Source organism: Actinospica robiniae DSM 44927 (assembly GCF_000504285.1).
Lineage (GTDB): Bacteria > Actinomycetota > Actinomycetes > Streptomycetales > Catenulisporaceae > Actinospica > Actinospica robiniae.
Genome location: NZ_KI632511.1, coordinates 712,010 through 734,070, shown reverse-complemented (window position 1 = coordinate 734,070; position 22,061 = coordinate 712,010). Strand labels below are relative to the sequence as shown.

The following is a 22,061-nucleotide window of genomic DNA, read 5'->3' as shown; positions in this document are numbered from 1 at the left end:
CGCCGCCGCCTCATCCGGCCCGGCCCTGTTCGCTCCACGTACTGCGCAGCGAGCGCGGGACGTTGGGCAGTGCGTCCCAGCGGGCGGCGATGTTCGGCCGGTCGAGCTTGTCCTGGCCGCCGCGCGGCAGCGGCTCGTCGGTGACGACGATGCGGCAGGGCGCCCGCTGCGGGCCGAGGGCTTCGCGCAGCCAGGCCAGGATCTTCACGGGCGCGGTGGCGGCGCCCTCGGTCAGCCGGACCAGGCAGCCGATGTCCTCGGTGCTGTCGGCGAGGCGCAGCGGAACGGCCGCGGCCTCCAGAATGTCTTCGTGGGCTGATATCGCCTCCTCCACCTCGGTGAGGTAGATCGCGTAGCTGCCCTTCATCACCGCGTCCTTGCTTCGTCCGACGAGGTGGTAGTAGCCCTCTTCGTCGCGGCGGGCGATATCGCCGGTGCGCAGCCAGCCGTCGACCAAGGTCTCCGCGGTGGCCTTCGGGTTGCGGTAGTAGCCGCCGAAGACCTGATCACCGCTCAGCTCGATCTCGCCCTCGCCGATGCCGTCGACGACCCGGCCCTCCCGGTCGCGCAGCCGGGCCGCGGCGCGCTCGGGCACACCGATGCTGTTGGTGGCGAGCCCGTCCGGGCCGCGGTGGCCGAAGAAGGCTGCGGAGGAGGTCTCGGACAGGCCGTAAGCGTTGTACAGCGGCAGGCCGAAGCGGCGCTGGAACCGGTCCTGGGTGTGCGGCGCGAGCGGCGCGCTGCCGGTGAAGCACACCGGTCCCGGCCGGTCCGGGTCGCGGTCCGCGGCGAGCCGGTTGACCAGTTCGACCAGCTGCGGGACGAGGAAGGTCTGCTCGATGCCCTCGTCCTGGATGCGCGCCCAGTAGTCGCGGGCGGTGGCCACCGTCAGCTCCGGCAACACGACCACGCAGGCGCCGAGGACCGCGCCCCAGGTGTGGTGCAGGTTGATCACACCGGAGCCGGACATCCGCATGGACCGGGCGATCCGGGCGGGCCGGCTCCCGTGCAGGCGCAGCGAAGCGGCGACGTTGCCCAGGGTGCCGGCGTAGAGGCGGTCGTGGTTGAACACGATCGCCTTCGGGTCCCCGGTGCTGCCGGAGGTGTAGCCGATGAACGCGGCGTCGGGCGGGGCGGCGCTGTCCCCGGGGCGCTGCGGGATCGGCTCGGTGGCGACGGCCGGGGTGAGCGCGACGTGGAAGGCCGGGGTGCTGTGGGCGAGCACCGACCGGGTGAGCTCGGCCCCCCAGGTCGGGTCGAGCAGCACCGGCGGGCAGTCGAGCTGCCACAGCGCGAGCAGCATCGGCACCAGGTCGGGCGTGTCCTGCAGGGTCAGGGCGCTGACGTGCCCGGGGCGGGCCGCCCCGCGCAGCAGGTCCTCCCGCAGCTGCCCGGCCCGGGCCCACAGCTCGCCCCAGGTGAGGGTGAGCGGGCCGGCCGGGCCGCGGTGGTAGACGATCGCCGGGTCGCCGGGGTGGTCCGCGGCGAGCTTCTCGTGGCAGGTCAGCAGGTCTCTCATGCCGGGCCGGCCTTCCATTGCAGGTGGTGGCTGTCGAGCACGAAGCCGTTGCGCAGATAGGCCCGGTGCGCCTTCTGCCGGTGGTAGCCGGTGTCGAGGTGGACGGCCTCGCAGCCGAGCCGCCGGGCCTCCGCCTGGAGGTGGGCGAGGATCGCGCTGCCCAGGCCGGAGCCCTGGTGCTCGGCGAGCGCGCCGAGGTCGTCGAGGTAGAGGATGCGGCCCCAGGCCATCGAGTGCACCAGGCGGTAGCCGCCGACGGCGCGGACCTCGCCGTCCACCTCGATGTACACGATCTGATAGGCCTCGTCGCACTGGCGCTTCCAGCGCGCGACGTACTCCTCCTCGCTCGGGATGTTCAGGCGCAGCTCCCGGAACACCGGCCAGCAGCGGCGCACGTCCTGTTCTTCGCGGGCTTGGCGGACCTGGTACGGCAACGGACGACCTTTCCGTCTTCGCAGGGGTAGAACTCGGAGAAGGGGAGGGGACGGGCCGGGCTCACCAGCCGTAGAGGCGGGCCACCGAGCCGAAGTCGACCTCGTGCCCGTAGACCTCGCCGGCTTCGGCGATACGGTCACGCACGGCCGGTCCGGGATGCAGCGGCACCTTCGTCTGCTCGGCCAGGTCGATCGCGTGTCGCAGGTCCTTGAGCATCAGGCCGAGCTTGAATCCGGGCTCGAAGTCGCCGGCGAGAACCCGGTTGGGGTAGAGGTTGGCCAGTTGGGCGTTGCTTCCGCCGCCGCCGGTGACGATCGCCTCGATCGCCACCCGCGGGTCGACGCCGGCCTCGCGGACCACCGCGAGCGCTTCGCCGGACGCGACGGCGTTGACCGCGACGAGGTAGTTGTTGACCAGTTTGACCACCAGCCCGGCACCGACCGGGCCGCAGTGGCGCAATTTCGCCTCGTCGCCGATCGCAGCGAGCACCGGCCGGGCGCGTTCGAGCGCGTCTGCCGGGCCGCCGACCCAGATCCCGAGCGTCCCGGTGCGCACGGCCGGCACGCCGCCGGCCGCGGGGCAGTCGAGGTACACGATCCCGCGGGCTTCGGCCTCGGCGGCCAGTTCCCGGGCCACGGCCGGGGCGTGTGTGGTCATCTCGAGCAGGACGGTGCCGGGGGCCGCGACGGACAGGACGGCACCGACGACCTCGCGCACCTGCTCGGTGTCCGGCAGGACCGTGCAGACGACCTCGGCGCCCTCCACCGCCTCGGCGATCGAGCCGGTCGTGGTCCATCCCTCGGGGCGCCGGGCCGGATCGCGCACGTGCACCACGACCTCGTGCCCGGCCTCGATCAGCCGCTGCACCATCGGAGCACCCATCAACCCGGCGCCGATGAAACCTACCCGCATCTGCACACTCCTCTTCGTCTCGGTGGGGCCCCGGCGGCCCGGGGATCGGTCCGTTCCCGGCCGGCGGCGGTCAGATCAGGCCCCTGCGAGCGGCCCAGGCGACCGCCTCGATCAGCGTGTCCACCCCGATCCGCTCGCACAGGATCCTGATCCGGCGGCGCAGGGTACGCTCCGAGGTGTACGTCCGCCGGGCGATGACGGCCAGGGCGAGGCCCTGGGCCAGGTAGCCGAGCAGTTCGCGTTCGGCCGGCGTGATCTCGCCTTCGGACCCGTACGGGGCGGAGGCGGGGACGTCGCGCGCCGCCGCGCCCGTCCGCTGGATGGTGGTCGCTCGTGTCAACGCATCCTCCGATTTCCGTTTCCTCGAATGTCTCCCGCCGTTCACCTTCCACGGCCGCCCGCCCCCGCGCCCCGGCCCGGGGTGGGTGCCGCAGGCGGCCGGCTAGCCGGCCGGCTCATCCCGGTCCGGCGGGGCGTCCACGGCATCGTGCCGGTAGCCGCGGGCGTGCAGCAGGAACAGCTCCGCGTAGGGGCCGTCGGCCCGCATCAGCGCGTCGTGGCCGCCGTTCTGCACGACGCGGCCGCCTTCGAACACGATGATCCGGTCGGCCATCCGGACCGTGGAGAAGCGGTGCGAGGTGAACAGGGTCAGTGCTCCGCGATCGGTGCCGGCCTGCCGGGCGGCGGAGCCGAACCGTTCGAACAGCGCGTGCTCCGCGGTCGCGTCGAGCGCGGCGGCCGGCTCGTCGAGCACGAGGATCAGCGGGTCCGCGGCCATCAGGGTGCGGGCCAGGCCGACGAGCTGCCACTGTCCGCCGGACAGTTCCGTGCCCGGGCCGTACTCCCGGCCGAGCAGGCCGTCGAGCCCTTCGGGCACCCGCTGGAGCACCCGTCGCGCCCGGGCCTGATCGAGCGCGCCGAGCACCCGCGGCCCGTCGTCGATCGCGGCGACGGCGCCGACCCCGACGCTCTCGCGCAGGCTCAGGTGCAGCCGAGCGAAGTCCTGGAACAGCGGCGCGATCCGGGCGAACCAGGCGGCCGGGTCGATCTCGCGCAGGTCCACCCCGTCCACCAGGATCCGGCCGGAGGTCGGCTGGTAGAGCCCGCACAGCAGTTTGACCAGCGTGCTCTTGCCGGCCCCGTTCTCCCCCACCAGCGCGATGGTCTCGCCGGCCGGCAGGGTCAGGTCGACCTCGTGCAGCACGGCCCGGTCGGCGCCGGGGTAGCGGAAACCGACCTTCTCCAGCGCGATCCCGGACCGCAGAGTCTCGGGCGGACGCCGCTCCGCCGGACGCGTCCGGCTTGCCGGGGCGGCCGGCCGCGGGGTGCGCGCCGCCACCGTGTCGAGCCGGTCGAAGGTGTGCCCGAAGTCCTGCAGCGAGGTGAGCAGGCCCAGCCCGGTGGCGACCTGGCTGCTGATCTGTACGGCCAGGGTGATCAGCAGCACCACGTCGCCGATGCCGACCCGGCCGTCGACGGCCTGACGCACAACCAGGGCGATGGCGCCGCCGTAGGCGAGGGCGAAGCCGAGCTGCCCGGCCGAGCGGATCGCGGCGGCCCGGTAGCCGGCCCGGTTCAGCACCGCGCCGGACTCGCGCCAGGCGGTCTGCTGGCGTCGGCGCACCAGGGCGGCCGAGCCCTGGATGCGCAGCTCGCACACCGACGCGGGCTCGGTGGCCAGCTGGATCAGATGCCTGCTGAGGCGGGTTTTCTGCACGGTCTGTTCGCGGGCGCGCTCGGTCACCTGCTGGGCAGTGCGCCCGAGCGCGACCGGCAGCGCGGCGACCACGGGCAGCAGCACCAGCCAGGGCGTGATCGTGGCGAGCAGGAAGGTGGAGAGCGCGGTCTGCAGGGCGATGCCGATCAGCTGCAGCGTGGATTCCAGCGCGGCCCGGGTCTTGGGCAGCCCGTCCATCGCCAGAGTGAGCGTGTCGGTGAAGCCCGGGCTGTTGATGTCCTCGAGCGACGGCGAGCCGTTGGCGTGGCGCATCAACTCGCCGTGCAGCGCGGCCTCGGCCATCTCGCCGACCTCGAAGTAGAGCAGGTGCGCGAAGTGACCGAGCATCAGCTCGAGGATCAGGGCGCCGGCGCAGGCCGCGCACAGCCACGGTACGGCGCCGTACGAGGCCGCCACCACGCGGTCGGTCAGCTCCTTGAGCAGCAGCGCGATCACCGGCGTGGCCAGGTAGCCGATCAGCAACAGCAGGGAGGCGAAGACGAAGCGGCGCGGGTCGGTGCGCCAGGCCAGCGCGAGCTGACCGCGGACGGCGCGCAGCGCGGAGGTCAACGGACCGCCTCCCGCGTCTGCCCGGCCGCCGGGTCGGCCGCCTCGAAGCGTTCGGCCTGGAGCAGGAACAGGTCGGCATAGCGGCCGCCAGCGGCCATCAACTCCGGGTGCGAACCCTGTTCGGCGACGGCGCCGCCGTCGAGCACGACGATGTGGTCGGCGCGCCGGATCGTGGCGAAGCGGTGGGAGATCATGACGGTGGTGAGTCCTTCGGAGAGGGCGAGGACGCGGTCGAAGAAGTCCGCCTCGGCCCGCACGTCGAGGGCGGCGGTGGGCTCGTCCAGGACGAGCACGCGGGCGCCGCCGGCCACCGCGCGGAACATCCGGGCCAGCGCGACCCGCTGCCACTGGCCGCCGGACAGGTCGGCCCCGCCGTCATACCGGCTGGACAGGACGGTGCCGCCGCCGGCCGGCAGGGACGCGCGCAACTCCCCCACGCCGACCCGTTCGGCGGCGGCCAGAACCTCGGGATCGTCCGGGTCACCGGCCGGGTAGCCGATCGCGATGTTCTCGTCGAAGGTGAGCTCGTACCGGATGAAGTCCTGGAACACGGCCGCGAAGGCGGCGCGCCACTGCTGCGGCGGCAGGCTCGCGATGTCCGTGCCGTCAATCGTGATCCGGCCCTCCTCGGGCGGGTAGAGCCCGGTCAGGAGTTTGACGATGGTGGTCTTTCCGGCGCCGTTGAGCCCGACCACGGCGGTGGAGCGGCCGGGCTCGATGACCAGGTCGAGGCCGCGTACGACCCAGGGCGCCTGCGGCGCGTAGCGGAATCCGACCCCTTCGAAGCGGATCACGCCGCGCCCGGCGATCGGGGTTTCGTTCGTCGTCGTCGGCGTGGGCGTGGGGCCGGCGGCGGACGGCTCGGCTGCGCGGACCCGCTGGTCGAACGCCGTCAGGCAGCGCATGGCGTTCATGCCGTACTGCGTCTGGACGTCGCATTCGGGGAAGTAGACGCCGAATCGGGCGGCGATCAGCACACACTGTGCCGCGACGGCCAGGTCCAGCAGCGAGAGGCGACCGCCGCCGATCGCGTGGGCGAGCAGGAGCAGGGTGCCGAGTACGCCGGCGAACCCGGCGACGGCCAGGAACACGAAGGGCCGGAACAGCAGTCCCCGCCGGCCGTGCCAGAGGCGGCTGAGGAACGCGTCGGTCTCTTGGTCGTGCCGCGCCGAAATCCAGGCGGACAGACGCAGGACACGTATCTCCTTGGCCGCGGCGACACCCGCGCCGATCCGGCGCACGTAGGCCACCTGGCGGCGCGGGGCGGCGAGCGAGCGCCAGAGCGCGGCGAACCGGCCGAGCGAGCCGCGCTGGCCGAAGCGCATGGTCAGGGCGACGGCAGTGGCCAGCATGGCGGCGCCGACGCCGAGCGCGCGGCCGATCAGCAGGCAGGCGCCGAGCAGCTGGGTGTACCGGGCGAGCAGCGCGAGCAGGCCGGCGACCGCCTCGCCCGGGGTCAGCGACTGGCGCAGGATCGCCTCGCGCCCCTCGAGCAGCGAGCCGACGGCCTCGGCGTCGTCGAGCAGGCGCAGCGGGGCGTCGTCGGCCGCGAGCACCATCATTGCGTTGATACAGGTGCCGTCGACGCGGCGGGTCACCGCCTCGCCGAGCGCGGTGCGCCACGGGGTGAACAGCTGCTGCAGCACGAACGCGGCGGCGGAGAGGGCCAGCGGGACGACGAGCGGCCCCCAGCCGCGGCGGCCGACCGGCGCGGCCAGGACCGCGGGCAGGCGCTGGAGAACCGTACTCATGCCGACGATGAAGATCAGCGGAAGGATGCCGAGGACGAGGCTGAGCGCTCCTGCGGCCAGGGCCGGCAGGCCTCCGCGCGGCACGACCGCGAGGATCTCGCGCCAGGGCTGGGCCCGCGCCCGAGCCCGGTCGCGCAGGGACGCGCCGGAGAACCGCGAGCGGGCCGGCCCGGTACCGGGTATGCGCTTACCCGGTGCGGGCGCGTCCGCTGGAAAGCGCTCTCCCGAGTCGGCGGCGCCTTCCGGCGCGCCGTCGCGGTCCGGTCCGCCACGGTGGGATCTCCCGTTTCCGGCGGCGCCTGCTGGCACGACGGCCCCTTCCTCACCGAGCACCCCTCGCCCCGGCCCGCCGGCCCGGCAGTGGTGGACCTCACCCGTGGTCGTCCGCGACCGCAGTGATCGCACACTGATCAGCAGTATGGTTCCCGGCCTCTGCTTTCCCGTCAACCGTTCGCAACCGTCGGGCGAAAGAACGGCCTGATCCGGCCAATCTGACCCGGGTTCATTGCACCGCGCCCCTTTCGGTGAAGCGGACTCCCGGCGGCAAAGTGAAGCAGAACTTGAGTTATCCCCCGGATAATCGGCGGCCTACCCGCCACCAGCCCGGAAATCCTTGGACGGACCGGCCGGGCGGAAGCGGCCGTTCCGCTTCAGCCGAGGCTCGCATTCGAGCTCTGCCGTGGTCCGCGGCGTCCTCGGACGGGAGAACGATCGGCTATCCTCCGTGCATTCCCCGGAAACAGAAGGCGGTGGGGTGATGGGCGGTCGCTGGTTCGTCGAGCGCACGCAGACGGCGGCGCGGCGGGCGTTGTTCGGCCGGACCATCTGCACGGTCGCCGACTACATCGGAGGCGCGTCACCGCGTCAGGGCGCGCAGGTGTACGCGCTGAACCACCGCACCGGCGACTTCGCCCCGCACACACACCCAGTGGCCCAGTTCCGGATTCTGTGGGCGCACACGGCGTCACCGGACGCGCGGCCGGCCGACGCAGCCGTCCGCGACGACGGGGCGGTGCCGCGGTTCCTGGTGTGCTTCACCGACGCCCACACGGCCGGCGAGGCGCTCACTCCGGCGGAGCCGCTGCGCAGCTTGACCCTGCGCGTGGAGCCCACCGACGCGATCAGATTCCCGGGGCTGGATCAGGATGTGCGGATCGCGCCGGACGGCCGCGCGCTGCACGCCCGGGCCGAGACCGGCGCGGACGCGGTGGAGGCCGGGACGCTACGACGCAGGGTTCTGCTCGAGGATCCGGCCGACGAGCTTCGGGCGAGCCTGGTGGACGCCGGGCCGGGCACTGGAATCCCGCTACTCGCGGACGCGCGCGGGCACCGTTTCGCGGTGGTCCTGGCCGGCGATGTCCTGGTGCAGGAGGCTGAGACACGCCGGCGCTACTCGCCTCAATCGGTGAGCTGGCAGCCTCCCGGGTCCGAGGCGGTAAGCGCCGAGGCCGGCGATGCGGGGGCGAGCATCCTCGTCCTCGGATTCCCTGTGTCAAAGCCCTGGCACCGTGCGGCGGCGACGTAGCCGCCGGGATGCCCGGGATGCCGCGTCAGTGGCCGCCCAGCGCCTCGCGCTCGACGATCAGTGCCCGTTCGTCCAGCGGCGCCGGCGCGACGGGCACACAGGTGTAGCCGAACTCCGCGTAGGCTTCGGCGTGGATCCGCTCGAATCGGACGGCGTCGTTCTGGCTGATCCGGCGGGCCACGGTCGGTTTCACCGTGCCCTGATTCCGGATCAAGAACACCCGCGGCTGGTAGAGGCGTTCGTCCCGCATCCGTTCCACCTCGTCGCCCAGCGCCGCCGGCACCGGGTAATCCATGAACCGGGCGAGAGCGAGCGTGCACAGCGGGGATCGGTCGAAGAAGCGCACTTTCGCAGGCCGCTGCGCAGCTGTGGCCCAACGGGTCAGCTGCAGCGCGGCGATCCGCTCTATCACGGCCGGATCATCCATCGGCACCCGGACCCCGCGGGCGAGTTCGCACTCGATGACGGCCGTGGCCGCCTCCTCGACCACGTCGTGCCCGCGGCTCTCGAGCACCCGCAGGATGGCGGTCTTCCCCGCGCCGGGTGCCCCGGTCAGAATGAAGGCCGGGGTGACGAGCTGCGCTGCGGACCCGGTCACGTCTGGGAGAGCAGCAGCTTGTACGCGTTGTTCAGCGTGGCGATCGAGTCGATCTCCAACTGCTCGATCTGCACGACTCCCCCGCAGCGGTTCTCGAGGAAGTCCAGGAAGGCCAGGATCGCCAGTGAGTCGAGCACGCCGGCGTCGATGAGGTGGGTGTCCGGGTCGACGGCGGAGAGGTCCGCGCCGATCTCCTCCAGGAAGCCTTTGGACGCTTCCATGAACTCGGTTTCCGTCAGCATGGGCGGGTCCCGTCCTTTCCGTGGTCTGCGCCGGTGTCGGCGATCGGCCTGGTCATAGAGCGGCGCGGAGCACGTCCGCGGCCTCGCGCAGCGCTCGGCTCGAGAGCGTCCCGCCGGCGAGCGTGTCGAATCCGTGGAAGGCCCCGGCGAACTGGTGGTACTCCACCCGGACCCCGGCGGACGCGAGCGCGGCGGCGTAAGCGGCGCCCTCGTCGCGCAGCGGATCGTACTGCGCGGTCATCACGTAGGCCGGGGGCAGCCCGGCCAGGTCCGTCGCCCGGCCAGGGGCGGCATAGGGCGCGACCTCGCCGCGCGCGCCGGCCGGGCCGAGGTAGTGGTTCCACATGTGCGCGCAGTTGGGTGCGTCCCAGGCCGGGGTGTCGACGCACGCGCGCATCGACGCCGTCTCGAGCCGGTCGTCCGCCACGGGGTAGAGCAGGACCTGGAACGCGGGCAGCGGCCAAGCCCGGTCGCGCGCGGCTTGGCACAGGGCCGCGACCAGCGCGCCACCCGCGCTGGCGCCGACCACCGCCGTCCTCCCGTCCGTCTCGAACCCGAGGCCGGCGCCGCCGTCGTCGAGCAGCCGCCGGTAGACGTGCAGGCAGTCGTCGAGTGCGGCAGGGTACGAATGCTCGGGTGCGAGCCGGTAGTCGATCGAGACGAGGGCGAACCCGGTTTCTCGGCACAGGTCCAGGCAGCGCGGGTGCTCGAAGTCGAGGTCGCCGGAGATGAAGGCGCCGCCGTGCGCGTAGAGGACGACGGGGAGCGGGCCGCGTGCCGTGATCGGCAGGTAGACGCGGACTGGCACCGCACAACTGTCCGACGCGGGGACCACGTGGTCTTGGAAGGTCACCGCCGGGTCGGCGCCGCGCCACAAGCCGGCCATCCGGGAGACCTGGATCCGCCGCTTGGCCTCGCTTCGCACCGCTTGCGCGTCGGCGTGATCCACGCGCCGGTAAAGCCGGGCCACCCGGACGAGTTCGGGGTCGAAGACCGGGGCCGCCGGATCAGGGTACGAACGGTCTGCAGCCACACGGGCGTACCCGGCTTCGGAGCCGGCCCGCCCGGTATCGGTCTGTGCCAAGCCTTCCGCCTCCCCGCTCACGTCTCGACCGGCCTCCATGATCCGGCCTGCTCCGCATCCCGTACACCGCGCCGGGCGATGTTGGCCGCGCGCGGCCAACCTGCCCGCCTACGGCCGCGCGGGCCCCGCCGGACGCCGCGAGCCGTTCGCGGGCCACCCGCCGGGGCCGTGCGGCGCACCCGCGGCCGCGGCCCGCCGCCTGCCTGAGCTGCGCCGGGCCGGACCGAGACAGGTCGCCGCCAGATGTACGTCATTTGATGAAGGGGAACATTCGCAGCTTCGTCGATCCCTGCGGTATGGCCCACCCGACACTCCGGCCGCACCGGTTCCCCGGGCCGTGCGCAACCGGAGAACGGGCAGGCCAAAGGGGTTCTACCAAAGATCAGACGAGGCGTATCCAGATTCTGAGACGGCTGGCAGGGCACCTGCCGCAGGGGTCGCAATGCATTGCGGAGTCCGTGACCGTCGTGTGACCATGACGGCTCGGTGAGGCGTTGTGCGGGCCGCTCCCCTCCCCGTCTTCCGACGGCGGAGGCCCTCGACCCCCACCCCGCCAGGCCGCCGCGTGTCGTGCGGCCCCTCCACGGTACCCGGACGACGCGTCCGCAGGCCGAGAGCGCTGACGGCTCCCCACCACCCGAGCCGATCCCACCCGCCGACCGCTTCCGTGGGAGAACCATGACGACATTGGAAACCGCGCCGCGGACTTACCCCGCCGGCGTCGGATCGGGTCCGCAGCTGCGCGCCGCCTTGGCGGAGCTGACCGAGGACGCCCTCGCCGCGCTGTTCGACCGCTGCGCGCGCCCGCTCGTCTACAGCCGGCACCACTGGCTGCGCTACAAGGGCGAGTACCGGGTGCGCGCCGATCTGCGCGGGGCGATGGAGGAGCTGCGCACCCGCCCGCCGTCGGCCTGGGACGACGAGGAATCCGACCTCGTGCTGACCCTGCTGGCGCTGGACCGGGCCCAGATCGGCCTGGACGACCTGCTCGACCGGGCCGACTCGGCGGCAGTGCGCGACGCGCTGCTGACCCGCGCCGCCCGGTACGCCGAAGCCCTCGGCGACGGCGCGGCCGAGCCGCCCGAAGCGGTGCTCGACCTGGCCGGGTACGTGGACCTGCTCCGGCCTCGGGTGCAGGAGTCGTTCGAGCTCTTCTCGCTCGTCGACGGCAAGGCCTGGTACGCCACCGAGGGCCTCTTCCGGCGCGAGGAGATCGACCTCGACCACCTCACCCCGTCGATGGAGCACGTCCTGGACGCCCTGTACGGCGAGGCCCCGGGCGGCGCGGACGCGCGCTCCCGCCTGATCGAGGCCACCCGCGCCGCGGTCGCCGCCGACGGGGACGGCGCGCAGATCGTCCGGGCGGTGATGCACGCCGCGCTGCTCGATCCGGTGCTGCGCCCGGACCACGTCACCCTCACCTGCCCGCTGGGCGACCTGCTGGACCGGCCGCACGAGATGACCACCAGCGCGGCCTTCTTCACCGAGACCCTGCTGCGCGAGGACCTGGACCTGGCCGACCACGCCGAGCAGCTCGGCCACGACTCGGTGGAGCAGCTGCACCGGACCATCAGGGCCCGGATGCTCAAGCTCAAGCGCGGCGCGATCCGCAGCCTGTACGGCCCGGGCTGCATGCACGGCCGGTTCGTGGAGAAGCACGGCGGCCACATGATCTTCTTCAACGAGGACGCGCACTACCGCGGCCACCAGAGCATCGGCTGCTCCAGCGGCGGGCGCGCCGCCTTCGCGCTGCGCTACCCGGGCGCCGACGGCGCCGAGCTGGCGCTCACCCCGATGATCGGCGACTTCCGGGTGGTGCGGATGAGCCACGACGCGCAGGACGTCTTCGCGCCCGGCGAGCTGCCCCGCGCGATCCGCTACGGCCGGTGGCTGTGCACCGTCGTCGAGGAGATCTACCGGCTGGGCGCCGTGCTGCGCACCCCGGTGCCCGAGGACGCAGACCTCTGAGACCGCCCGCCACGCGGGACCACCGAGCACCCACCGGACAGGGAGACCCATGCGGATCTGGATCGAGCAGAGCGAGTGCCAGAACAGCGGACTGTGCGAGGAGGACGCGCCCGAGCTGTTCGCGATCGGCGAGGACTTCCTCGCCTACGTGCGCGAGGACGGCCGGATCCTGGACGAGCCAGGCGGCGAGAAGAGCAAGGCGGTGGTGCCTGAGGAGCTGATCGCACTGGCCGAGCACTGCGTCCGGGCCTGCCCGGCGCGCTGTATCCACCTCGGCGACTGAACCGCCGCCGAACCGCGACCGCCGAACCACGATTGGGATGAGATGACCGCGATCCTCGATGGACCCACGCACCTGACGACTGACCAGACCTTCGAGCGCGTCCACGCGATGGCGCGCAGCAGCGCCGACCACCCCGCGCTCAAGCACCCCTTCTACGAGCTGTGGATGTCCCGGGCGCTCGACGCCGACGCGGTGGAGCTGGTGGCGAAGAACTACTTCGCCCGGGTCCAGCGCACCCCGATCCGCATCGCGCTGGCCTTCCTGCACATGGCCGACGTCTCGACCCGGGCCGAGACCGTGGACAACCTCTTCGACGAGATGGGCCACGGCTCGGCCGCCAAGGTCCACTCGGTGATCCTGCGCGGATTCCTCGAGACGCTGCTGTCCCGGCTGCGCGGCCACGGGGTGTCGCTGGACGAGGTGCGGGCCCCGATCCTGCCCTCGACCACGCGGCTGATCGAGGAGAGCGAGAGGCTCTTCAGCAGCCCGCACCCGCAGAAGGTGTGCGGGGCGCTGATGGCGCAGGAGTGGCACGCCTACCCGCAGCTGGTCTACATGTACGAGGGCGTGCGTAATTACCGGCACCTGTTCGGGCTCGAGGAGTTCCACGAGAACTGCGAGTACTTCTACCTGCACATCGGCGCGACCGAGAAGGAGCACAAGGTCCACTCGCTCTCGACCGCGGCCAAGAGCTGCTCCTCGGAGCAGGACGTCGCACAGCTCGAGGAGGGCTTCACCGGCTACCTCGACCTGCTGGCGGCGAACTGGACCGAGATCCACGAGGCCATCGCCGCGCTCTGACCCGGCGGCCTCATCCCCTCCGGCACGGCCTTGACGCCGGGGTCCGGGCGGTCCCCACCGCCCCGGCCCCGGCGCGCCGGCGTGTCAGCCCACTGCGTGCAGCCGACCGGACTCCCGCCAGGCGCGCAGCGTCGCGGCGAGCTGCTCAGCCGCGACGGGCGGTTCGACGAAGCCGGCGCCGAGGCGCCGACGGGCGTTGACCGGGCCGCGCGTCGAGCGTTCGTCGAAGGACAGGGCGTGCGCCGGAAGCGCCTGGGCCACGCGCGCGACGGCGGCGTCGACGCGCCCTTCGGCCAGGACCGCGTCGCGCCACTGCGGATACGGCAGGACGGCGAGCGGGAAACCGGCCTCGCGCACGGCTTCGAGCGCGCGCGCCCACGGCAGCGCCTCGGCCGAGAGCAGGTGGTAGGCACGGCCGTAGGCGCCCTCGTCCGCGCACAGGGCCGTCATCACGCCCGCGACCCAGTCGACCGGGCTGATCCGGACACCGGTCTCGAGTGCCGGGGCCGAGCCGAGCCTCACGCAGACGCGCAGCACCTGCTCGAGCAGGTCGTCCGGATTCGCCCGGGCGGTGCGCGAGTCCGCGGTGATCCGTCCGGCCCGCAGCATGAGGGCTCTGACCCGTCCGTCGCGGTGAGCCTCGCAGACCAGTCGGTCCGCGGCCCACTTGCTCTGGCCGTAGCCGCCGAGGACCGGATCGATCAGTTCGAACGGCTCCCCAGACGTCGATGGCGCCACCGCGGCGAGCGAGCCGACGAAGGCGAACCCTGCCCCGCACGCCTGGGCGAGGTCCAGCAGGTCGGCGACGGCGCGCACGTTCGGCGCCTGCAGCGCCGAGTAGGGCAGCGTCATGTTCACCCGCGCGCCGCAGTGCACGACGTGGGTGACCCCGTCGCGGAGGTCTGCGAAACCCTGGGCGGACAGGCCGAGCCGCTCGCGCTCGAGGTCCGCCTGGACCACCTCGAGCCGATCGCCGCCCGCCACCGCCCCGGCCGCCTCGACGGCGGCCCGCACCCGGGATTCGCGCTCCTGCGGCCGATCCCCGCGCACCGCGCAGCGCACGTCGAAGCCCCGATCCAGCAGGTTCGCGGCCAGCGCCGCACCCAGGAAGCCGGTCGCGCCGGTCAACAGCGCGAGCGGTACCGTGCGGCTCATCGGGCGGCGGCCGGCACGCTCGGCGCCGCGCCCGCCTCCGAGAGGCCGATCAGCCTCCGGTAGGAGCGGACCGTGGCCGCGGCGGCATTCGGGCCCGAGACCTCGCGGCCGAGCGCCTGCCCGAGCCGCGCCGCCACCTCGATGGAGGTCAGCGAGTCGCCGCCGAGATCGTAGAAGCTGTCCTCCAGCGCGATCGCGTCGAGGCGCAGCACGTCGCAGTAAACCTGCGCCACCAGCAGATCCCCTCTCGACCAGCGCCCTGATTCGGTGGCCGGCGCCTCCGCCGCGAACGGGCGCGGGTCCGGCAGGGCCCGTACATCCACCTTGCCGTTGGCGTTCACGGGGAACTCATCGAGCACGGCGACGCGAGACGGGATCCACGGCGGCGGGAGCCTGCGCTCCAGTTCCGCGCGCACCTCGCCCGGCTCCACCGCCGCGCCCGGCCCGCGCAGCAGATAGGCGTCGAGGCCGACCCGGCCGTCCTCGGTCCGCGGCAGTACCAGTGCTTCGCGCACCCCCGGCACCGCGCGCAGCGCCTCCTCGACGGCCGCCGGCTCGACCCGGTGCCCGCGGATCTTCACCTGCCGGTCGGCCCGGCCCAGTACCGTGACCGTGCCGTCCTGCTCCATCCGGGCCAGGTCGCCGGTGCGCAGCAGCCGCGCCCCGGGCAGACCCCACGGGTGCGGGATCCAGCGCAGGGCCGTGAGCGCGGGCCGGTTCCGGTAGCCGCGGGCGATCGAGGGCCCGCCGACCACCAGTTCCCCGGCCTCACCCTCGCCGACCAGGTCCCCGTGCGCGTCCACGATGAAGGCCTCGACGTTGTCGATCGGCAGCCCGACCGGCACCCGGGAGCCGACCGCCTCCGTGCCCGTCAGGAAGTGGCAGAAGCAGCCGTGCGTCTCGGTCAGGCCGTAGTGGTTGGCGACCGCGCGCCGCGGATCCGCGGCCATCCAGTCCCGGATCTCGGGCGTGAAGGTGAGCGGTTCGCTGCCGACCATCACCCGCCGGGCCAGGCCGACCGCCGGGACCCCGCGTGCCATCATCATCCTGATATGGGTCGGGGTCAGCTTCAGCAGGCCGCCGGAGACGGTACCGGACAGGGCGAGCAGCTCGTCCGTGCCCTCACCGTCCGGGGCGACCACCACCGGCCAGCCCGCCAGCAGCGGGGTGAAGATCGTGGTGAGCGAACCGAGGAAGAACAGCGACGCGCTCAGGAAGGTGACCTCGCCCGGCTCGTGCGCGAACGCCTGCTCGCACCAGAGCGCGTAGTTGACCAGCTGGCTGTGCGTGCCCTCGACGCCCTTGGGCTCGCCGGTCGTGCCGGAAGTGTAGAAAATGTACGCCACGTCGTCGCCGTCCGCGTCCCGCGCCGGCGCCGCCGCGCGGGCCGGGGCTTCGGGCCGCGCCTCCTCGACCGTCAGGACCCGTCCCCGATAGCCGCCGAGCAGATGCGTGTGCGCCTTCGAGGTCACCACGATCGGCGCCGCACAGTCGGCCAGGATCGAGCCCACCCGCTGCTCCGGATCGGCGCAGGAGAGCGGGACGTAGGCCCCGCCCGCCTCGAGCACCGCGAAGATCGCCACCAGCGCGTCGAGACCACGCGGCAGCAGGATCGCGACCGGCGTCTCCCGTCCGCAGCCTGCCTCGCGCAGCACCGCGGCCCACGCCCCGCTCGCGGCGAAGAACTCGCCTCGGGTCAGGCTCTCGGTGCCGCAGGTGAAGGCGACGGCATCGGGCGGGAGCCCTCGCTCGCGGATCAGTCGGATGATCGAGCCGCCCGGCACCTCCCGGCGCGGGCCGTAGAGCGCGGCATCCTCGGCAGACGCGGTGCGCGCGGCTTCGGCGACGCCTTCCCCCGCCGATTCGTCCCCGGCCGGAGGCAGCGCCATCAAGCCTGCGTGCCGGTCGATCCAGGCCACGCAGTCCTTCCGCAGGCCCTCGAAACCGGCGCGGTGCCAGCCAGCCGGCCGCGCACGCCGCGTCGGCCAGATCGAGTCCTGTCCCGCCGCGTTGACCACGACCTCGAACATCACGTCGTCGTAGCCGTCCCACAACGCCATTACGATCCACCTCGTCTCGCCCCGGATCCGCGACGGCACGGCCGCCGAACGGAGGGCCGCCAGGGCAGGACTGGAGACCGTCAACACTGTGACAGCGCCATGATACCTAAGATCGTGCCCTGACGCGAGACCCGGTCCGGCCGCCGGGACGCCGTCCCGGATAGCAGGAATCCGCGTTCCGTCAAGGGAGCGGGCGCTGCCGGGCGGTCGGCGCCGACGCGGGGGCCGGACCGGCCCCTAAGCTCACCGGCATGCCTCCCCTCCAGACGGGCCCCGCAGCGTCCGGCACGACGGCGGCCCTGGCTTTCGACGCCGGCGCCGAGGAACAGACCGCCCCGCTCACTTGGGGCCAGTTGTCGATGTGGATGCCGATGCAGTGGTTCGGCGAACAGGCGAACCAGTTCAACCTCAAGGCCGCCGCGCAGCTGCCGGAACCGGTCGCGCCCGACCGGGCGGCCGACGCTCTGCGCACCCTGATCGAGGCGCATCAGGCCACGCGGACGCACTTCGTGCCCGGCCCGGACGGCCCGCGCCAGATGGTCGCCGCCCGCGGGTGCATGACCGTCCACACCGTGCCGCAGGCACCGGACGCCCAGACCGCGACGGACGCGCTCACGGCCCGGCTGGCCGCGACCGCGTTCGACCACGCGACGCAATGGCCGGTGCGCCTCGGCTGGGTCGTGGACGGGCGCGGCATGGTCACCGGGATCGTGCTGGTCGTCTCCCACTTGGCGTTCGACGGCTGGGCACTGGAGCGTCTGACCGAGGAGTTGCTCGACCTGCTTCGGAACACCGGTCCCGCCGAACGGCCCGCCGAACGGCGCTGGCAGCCGCTCGACCAGGCCGGATTCGAACGGTCCGCCGAAGGCCTGCGGAAGAACGCACTGACCCTGCGGCACTGGCGCGAGCGCTTGGCGGTGGTGCCCGCCTCGATGTTCGACCTACCGGGGACGCAGGCCGGCGCCCAGCCGGTGGAGAAGTACCGGCTGGACACGGCGGCACTGGTTCCCGCCGTGCGGGTCCTGGCCGGGCGGACCCGGACCACGGCCTCGACCGTCCTCCTGTGCGTCAGTGCCCTGATCCTGGCGGCCTATACCGGCCAGGACGGGTACCGGTTCAAGCTCATCGTGGGCAACCGGCACGATCGCAACAGCCGCGAACTGCTCACGATCACCACCCAGGACGGCCTGCTGGCGCTGCCCGTCGAGGACGTCGATCTGATCAGCGCGATCAAGGCCGCATACCGCCCGATGCTCGCCGCCTACCAGCGTGGCCAGTGTGATCCCCTCGCACTCGACGCTCTGATCGCCGAGGCCGCGCACGCCCGCGGCGTCTCGTTCGACCTGTCCGCGTACTTCAACGACAAGCGCACCGTCAACACGTGGACTGCCTGGCCCGGGCCGGCCCCGACCCGCGCCGAGTTCGACCGGCTCCGGGCGGACTCGCGGTTCGCCCACGTCGCGTCGATGCCGAAGAGCGACATGAAGTACTGCGTCGGCGTGGCCGACGCAGGCGGCGACCGGGCCCGCCTCACCCTGCTCGCGGACACGGCCTTCCTGCCCCGGCCAGTGGGCGAGGCGGTGCTTCGCGGCATCGAATCCCTGGTCTGCGACGCGGCCGGGTCGCAGGACGTGGGCGTGCGCGAGATCGCCCAGCGCATCGGTCTCGAACCGCCCGCACGCGGCGTGGATTGGACCCGCTCCCCGGCCGGCTGGATCCGCCCCGCCGCCATCGCCGACCTGATCCGCACGGCGGCCGCGGGAGCGCCCGCCGCGGTCTTCCCGGGTGCGGTCGGCTCGGGCGTCCCCGGTGGCTCCGAGTTGACGGCGTACATCGCCGCGGACGGCACGGCGCACACCCCCGAGCGGCTGCACCGCCGCGTCATGGGCCTGCTGCCCGGCGTCCCGGGCGCCGCCGCACCGTCCTGGTACGTGGTCTGCGACCGGCCCCCGACCGACGCGGCCGGCCGGGCGACCGAGGGCGCCTGGCAGGCACAGCCCGGCCTGGCCGAGGGCTCGGGTCGGGCCGCAGGCGATCACCCTCGGCCGTAGGGCCCTGCGCCCCAGCCGCTGTGGGCGGGCCGGGGTTGACCGAAACCGGCCAACAATCTGGCCCGTCGGCCCGTCCCGCCGCCGGTATCGTGACGGAAAGGCTCGATCATGCCCGCACGTGAGCCGCACGACCGGAGCGGAGAGGCAGGACTCCGCGAAAGTCCGCGGCCGCGTGAACCGCACCGGGATCGGTCCACAGCTCTTGATTGCACCGCAGTTCAGGCTGCCCGTGCCGACACGGTGCCAAGCCCGAAAGCGTGAACGGAACCCGGCATACGCTGCCACTTCGGAGAGTCCGAAGAGGTCAAGCTGCTCCCAAGGATTGGGAGCAACAGGGGGTCCAACCCACCTCGAACCCAGCCATCCAAAGGGCTCACGCAGGCCCTCTTCGACTGGGAGCAGGAAGCGGCCTCCCTGTGCTCCCGACAAGCCGTCAGTAGCCCGCCAATACCCGTCGCGGTTCCGGGCTTCGAGAAGTACTCGCAGTTCAGAGGCACCCAGCTTGAAAATCTGACGGCTCGCCAATCGCGCTGGGAGCAAGTCAAGCATCCCGCACGCAGCCGACTTCGGCTGGGAGCAGTCGGGAGCGAGAGCGGGGAGCAACCCAGGGAGCACACGGCCGTTCGAACGTCGCTCAACCGCATCGAACTGTACTGAATCAAGGAATCAGACGACTACGGAGCGGAGAACATGCACGTCAAATTCCTGCATGATAGTATCTCTTAAGAGAGATGTTAAGGTGATAACTTTGTCGTCGTCGTCGTTCACACCGAAGAGGTCACTGGTTCGATCCCAGTATCGCCCACCGCGAAGTATCGGCGAGCAATCGCAGGTAGCTGCCCCCAGTCTATTGGACTGGGGGCTTTTTCGTGTGGGTGGCGATTCGATGTGACCGGATTTCGACCGCCACATTTGCAGCGACTCCGCCAGGCGCTTCCATGACGCGACGGCCCGACGGTTCGAACATGCACTCGCCCCGAAGAAGCGGGTTGATTCCCTCCTCGCAGCTCACTGCGTAGTCACGGCACCCGCTCAAGGCCGGCCGCGACACGTGCGAGATTCCCGTCCAGTAGCCGCCTCCGACCGCCCAGTTTTGCCGGAATCCGCCACGGGCCCGGTGGCGCGCTTTCGCCCGATCGGGCGAGATCCCCTTGTCTGCCCTGGTCAGGCGATGTTTCGTGATCGACAGAGCCCGGCCGAACCAGCACCGGGCCGACCGCGAAAAGGACGACCGCCATGGGCCGCGTCAAGATGCGCACCGACTCAGACCACTGCGAGCGCTACACCGCCTACTACAACGACGGAGACACCGAGAAGTCCGCCGGGACCTTCAACGTGCGCCGCGAAGCCGAACGCGCCTGGCGCCGCCGCGAACGCCAACTCCAGCAGGAACGCCGCACCCGCCAGAGCGCGGGGCGCCGTAGCATCACCGAATACGCCGCCACCTGGTTCCCCGCCTACGTGTGCGAGGCCACCACCCGCCAGTCCTACGCCTTCTGGCTCGAACGCTACGTCCTACCCACCTTCGGCCACCACCGCCTCGACCGCCTCACTCCCGCAACCGTACGCACCACCCTGGCCAAGCTCGGCAAAGCCGGCGCGTCCCGCGACATCCTCGAAGCCGTACGCTGCGTCCTCGGCGCCCTCTACACCACCGCTGTCACAGACCAACTCGTCACCTTCCACCCCTGCCACGGCGTCAAAATGCCGCCCGAGGTGCGTCCAAGCCTGGCCGTGCTCAGTCCTGAGGAGCTCGACCTCGTCCTGTCCTTGATCGACGACCCCGTCGCAGCACTCGTCGTCGAGTGCGCCATCGAAAGCGGCTGCCGCTGGGGCGAACTCGCCGAACTGCGCGTCCGCGACCTCGACACCGCAACCGGCATCCTCAGCATCACCCGCACCGTCGTCCAACTACTCCGCCGCTTCCACCCCACCGGCGGGCGATTCCTCATCAAGGCCTACCCGAAAAACCGGCGCCACCGCCGGATGCGCCTGCGCCCCGCGTTCGTCGCCAAGCTCGCCGCTGACATCGACCGCCGCCACCTCGGGCGCGACGACCTTCTCTTCCCGTCGCCCGGCCGCGGACAACGCCGCGAACCCGCCGCACGCACCACCCCCACCGGAGACGAATACACCGAACCCAACGACCACGGCCGCCGATACCGCCACGGCACCCAAGCCGGATACGGCCTCGGACAATGCCGCTGCCCCGCCTGCCGCGCCGCGGTTGCCGACTATCGAGCCGGCAGCCGCGCACGAGGCCTGGACCGGCCCCGCACCACCCTCACTCCGCCCACACCCGAACGCCACATGGACCGCAACTGGTTCCGCTCCCGACGCTGGCAACCCGCCCTCCGCGCCGCCGGCATCAACCGCAAAATCACCTTCCACGACCTCCGCCACGCCCACGCATCCTGGCTCCTACACGGCCGCGCCAGCCTCCAAATCGTCAGCGAACGCCTCGGCCACTCCTCCCTCCAACCCACCCTCCGCTACCTCCACACCCTCCCCAACCCCGACGACACCGCACTCAAAGCCCTCGACCTCGTCCGACCCTCACATACCACGAGGACCGCCTTCAGGCGTGCCACGAACTCACGGGCAAACACTCGCGCACTGCGTCGCACCATGCGCTTGAGCCGAGTCCGAAAGGGCACATGGCCGGGAACCACGCCTGCCGCTCACACTGCATGACCATCACGCTTCCTCGCGGCAGGCTGGCCGGACCGCTCTGCGTCGCAACGCGAATCTGGAGCAACTACCGCGAGAGGGGCGAGGAGAGAAGCTCAACTCCCTGATGGCGAACTCACGCTGTTGCGCCCGAATATGACCACCGAATCTCCGAATCGCCCTGTCGCAAACGACAGGTCGAACCCGCCCGGGAGCAATGGCAACACCGTGCGAGTGTTGCGCAGCGCCCGCTCCGGACGGTCGACTCCCGCCTGCACTCCGTGTGGTCCGCGCCACGAGTACGACTCAGCGGCCCGCTTCACGCCGGCAAGCAGGGGGACTTGAATGGTGCGCTGTTCAGGGTCGATAATCAGGATGCCGTGGTCGTACCGGTTGACGACCCATAACATCTCCGTGGGCACGCGCACCTCGGTTCGCCTGCCTGCTGCCGCCAGGAGCGCAGCGGCGCGGCGGCTGGTGAACAGCCACCTCCAGATTCCTATCTGAAGGCCGTTCATCTGCATACTTCGCGGTGGGCGATACTGGGATCGAACCAGTGACCTCTTCGGCGTGAACCGACCGACGACGACGCGCGCAGAGTTCGTCGGCCGGGCACTGCGCGCCGCCGACCAGTGCGGCCCGCAAACCCTAGGCGCCGTGCAGGGCGCCTTCGAATCCGCGCTGTATACCGGCGGACGCCGTGGGTTCTTCGTGGCATCC

The 22,061-nt window shown here is 72.0% G+C and carries 18 protein-coding genes; 6 read left to right on the top strand and 12 right to left on the bottom strand.

The genetic code is table 11. The features are described from left to right. Window positions 1–10 precede the first annotated feature (10 nt). The 6 genes from ACTRO_RS42660 to ACTRO_RS03155 form a co-directional block, all read right to left on the bottom strand. Window positions 11–1,519 (bottom strand): class I adenylate-forming enzyme family protein, encoded by a 1,509-nt coding sequence (locus tag ACTRO_RS42660; protein WP_051450240.1) that lies wholly within the window; start codon window positions 1,517–1,519, stop codon window positions 11–13. Then, window positions 1,516–1,953: a GNAT family N-acetyltransferase gene (locus tag ACTRO_RS03175; RefSeq protein WP_034261003.1), complete on the bottom strand. Its 438-nt coding sequence runs from the start codon at window positions 1,951–1,953 to the stop codon at window positions 1,516–1,518. Before ACTRO_RS03175 ends, ACTRO_RS42660 begins: the two co-directional genes overlap by 4 nt. A gap of 61 nt (window positions 1,954–2,014) precedes the next feature. Next, window positions 2,015–2,866, bottom strand: a complete 852-nt coding sequence (locus ACTRO_RS03170; RefSeq protein WP_051450239.1) for an NAD(P)-dependent oxidoreductase — start codon at window positions 2,864–2,866, stop codon at window positions 2,015–2,017. Between the two features lie 70 nt (window positions 2,867–2,936). Next, window positions 2,937–3,206, bottom strand: a complete 270-nt coding sequence (locus tag ACTRO_RS03165; RefSeq protein WP_211244073.1) for a helix-turn-helix domain-containing protein — start codon at window positions 3,204–3,206, stop codon at window positions 2,937–2,939. A gap of 102 nt (window positions 3,207–3,308) precedes the next feature. After that, a complete protein-coding gene (locus ACTRO_RS03160) occupies window positions 3,309–5,153 on the bottom strand; it encodes an ABC transporter ATP-binding protein (RefSeq protein ID WP_051450238.1) in 1,845 nt (614 codons plus the stop codon). Then, the gene (locus tag ACTRO_RS03155) at window positions 5,150–7,213 is read right to left on the bottom strand and encodes an ABC transporter ATP-binding protein (RefSeq protein ID WP_211244072.1); all 2,064 of its coding nucleotides are present in this window, start codon (window positions 7,211–7,213) and stop codon (window positions 5,150–5,152) included. Before ACTRO_RS03155 ends, ACTRO_RS03160 begins: the two co-directional genes overlap by 4 nt. A gap of 448 nt (window positions 7,214–7,661) precedes the next feature. Here ACTRO_RS03155 and ACTRO_RS03150 point away from each other — a divergent pair, with 448 nt between their 5' ends. Next, window positions 7,662–8,429 carry a hypothetical protein gene (locus tag ACTRO_RS03150; RefSeq protein ID WP_034261001.1) on the top strand — a complete coding sequence of 256 codons (768 nt, stop codon included), beginning with the start codon at window positions 7,662–7,664 and terminating at the stop codon, window positions 8,427–8,429. 25 nt (window positions 8,430–8,454) lie between these two features. On the opposite strand, the gene ACTRO_RS03145 is transcribed toward ACTRO_RS03150, so the two are convergent. Genes ACTRO_RS03145 through ACTRO_RS03135 form a run of 3 tightly spaced genes read right to left on the bottom strand, consistent with a single transcriptional unit; the run spans window position 8,455 to window position 10,353 of the window. After that, entirely contained in the window at window positions 8,455–9,027 is a 573-nt protein-coding gene (locus tag ACTRO_RS03145) for an AAA family ATPase (RefSeq protein ID WP_063627917.1), read from the bottom strand. Further along, entirely contained in the window at window positions 9,024–9,269 is a 246-nt protein-coding gene (locus ACTRO_RS03140; protein ID WP_034260999.1) for a phosphopantetheine-binding protein, read from the bottom strand. The genes ACTRO_RS03145 and ACTRO_RS03140 overlap by 4 nt, the downstream gene beginning before the upstream one ends. Window positions 9,270–9,321: 52 nt before the next feature. Further along, entirely contained in the window at window positions 9,322–10,353 is a 1,032-nt protein-coding gene (locus ACTRO_RS03135) for an alpha/beta hydrolase (RefSeq protein WP_169739805.1), read from the bottom strand. 678 nt (window positions 10,354–11,031) lie between these two features. Between ACTRO_RS03135 and ACTRO_RS03130 the strand changes: the two genes are divergently transcribed. Genes ACTRO_RS03130 through ACTRO_RS03120 form a run of 3 tightly spaced genes read left to right on the top strand, consistent with a single transcriptional unit; the run spans window position 11,032 to window position 13,405 of the window. Then, complete coding sequence (locus ACTRO_RS03130; RefSeq protein WP_157435695.1) at window positions 11,032–12,321, top strand: hypothetical protein; 1,290 nt, start codon at window positions 11,032–11,034, stop codon at window positions 12,319–12,321. Window positions 12,322–12,370: 49 nt separating this feature from the next. Further along, window positions 12,371–12,604, top strand: a complete 234-nt coding sequence (locus ACTRO_RS03125; protein ID WP_051450237.1) for a ferredoxin — start codon at window positions 12,371–12,373, stop codon at window positions 12,602–12,604. Window positions 12,605–12,646: 42 nt separating this feature from the next. After that, the gene (locus ACTRO_RS03120; protein WP_051450236.1) at window positions 12,647–13,405 is read left to right on the top strand and encodes an iron-containing redox enzyme family protein; all 759 of its coding nucleotides are present in this window, start codon (window positions 12,647–12,649) and stop codon (window positions 13,403–13,405) included. Window positions 13,406–13,489: 84 nt separating this feature from the next. On the opposite strand, the gene ACTRO_RS03115 is transcribed toward ACTRO_RS03120, so the two are convergent. Both ACTRO_RS03115 and ACTRO_RS03110 read right to left on the bottom strand, forming a co-directional pair. Next, the gene (locus ACTRO_RS03115; protein WP_034260994.1) at window positions 13,490–14,560 is read right to left on the bottom strand and encodes an SDR family oxidoreductase; all 1,071 of its coding nucleotides are present in this window, start codon (window positions 14,558–14,560) and stop codon (window positions 13,490–13,492) included. Further along, window positions 14,557–16,620: an amino acid adenylation domain-containing protein gene (locus ACTRO_RS03110; protein ID WP_034260992.1), complete on the bottom strand. Its 2,064-nt coding sequence runs from the start codon at window positions 16,618–16,620 to the stop codon at window positions 14,557–14,559. Before ACTRO_RS03110 ends, ACTRO_RS03115 begins: the two co-directional genes overlap by 4 nt. A gap of 251 nt (window positions 16,621–16,871) precedes the next feature. Here ACTRO_RS03110 and ACTRO_RS03105 point away from each other — a divergent pair, with 251 nt between their 5' ends. Together ACTRO_RS03105 and ACTRO_RS03100 are read left to right on the top strand one after the other, a co-directional pair. Next, the gene (locus tag ACTRO_RS03105; RefSeq protein WP_034260990.1) at window positions 16,872–18,671 is read left to right on the top strand and encodes a condensation domain-containing protein; all 1,800 of its coding nucleotides are present in this window, start codon (window positions 16,872–16,874) and stop codon (window positions 18,669–18,671) included. A 1,236-nt stretch (window positions 18,672–19,907) separates the two neighbouring features. Further along, the gene (locus ACTRO_RS03100; protein ID WP_051450235.1) at window positions 19,908–21,365 is read left to right on the top strand and encodes a tyrosine-type recombinase/integrase; all 1,458 of its coding nucleotides are present in this window, start codon (window positions 19,908–19,910) and stop codon (window positions 21,363–21,365) included. Window positions 21,366–21,457: 92 nt separating this feature from the next. On the opposite strand, the gene ACTRO_RS46740 is transcribed toward ACTRO_RS03100, so the two are convergent. After that, complete coding sequence (locus tag ACTRO_RS46740) at window positions 21,458–21,859, bottom strand: hypothetical protein (RefSeq protein WP_157435693.1); 402 nt, start codon at window positions 21,857–21,859, stop codon at window positions 21,458–21,460. Window positions 21,860–22,061: the final 202 nt, after the last annotated feature.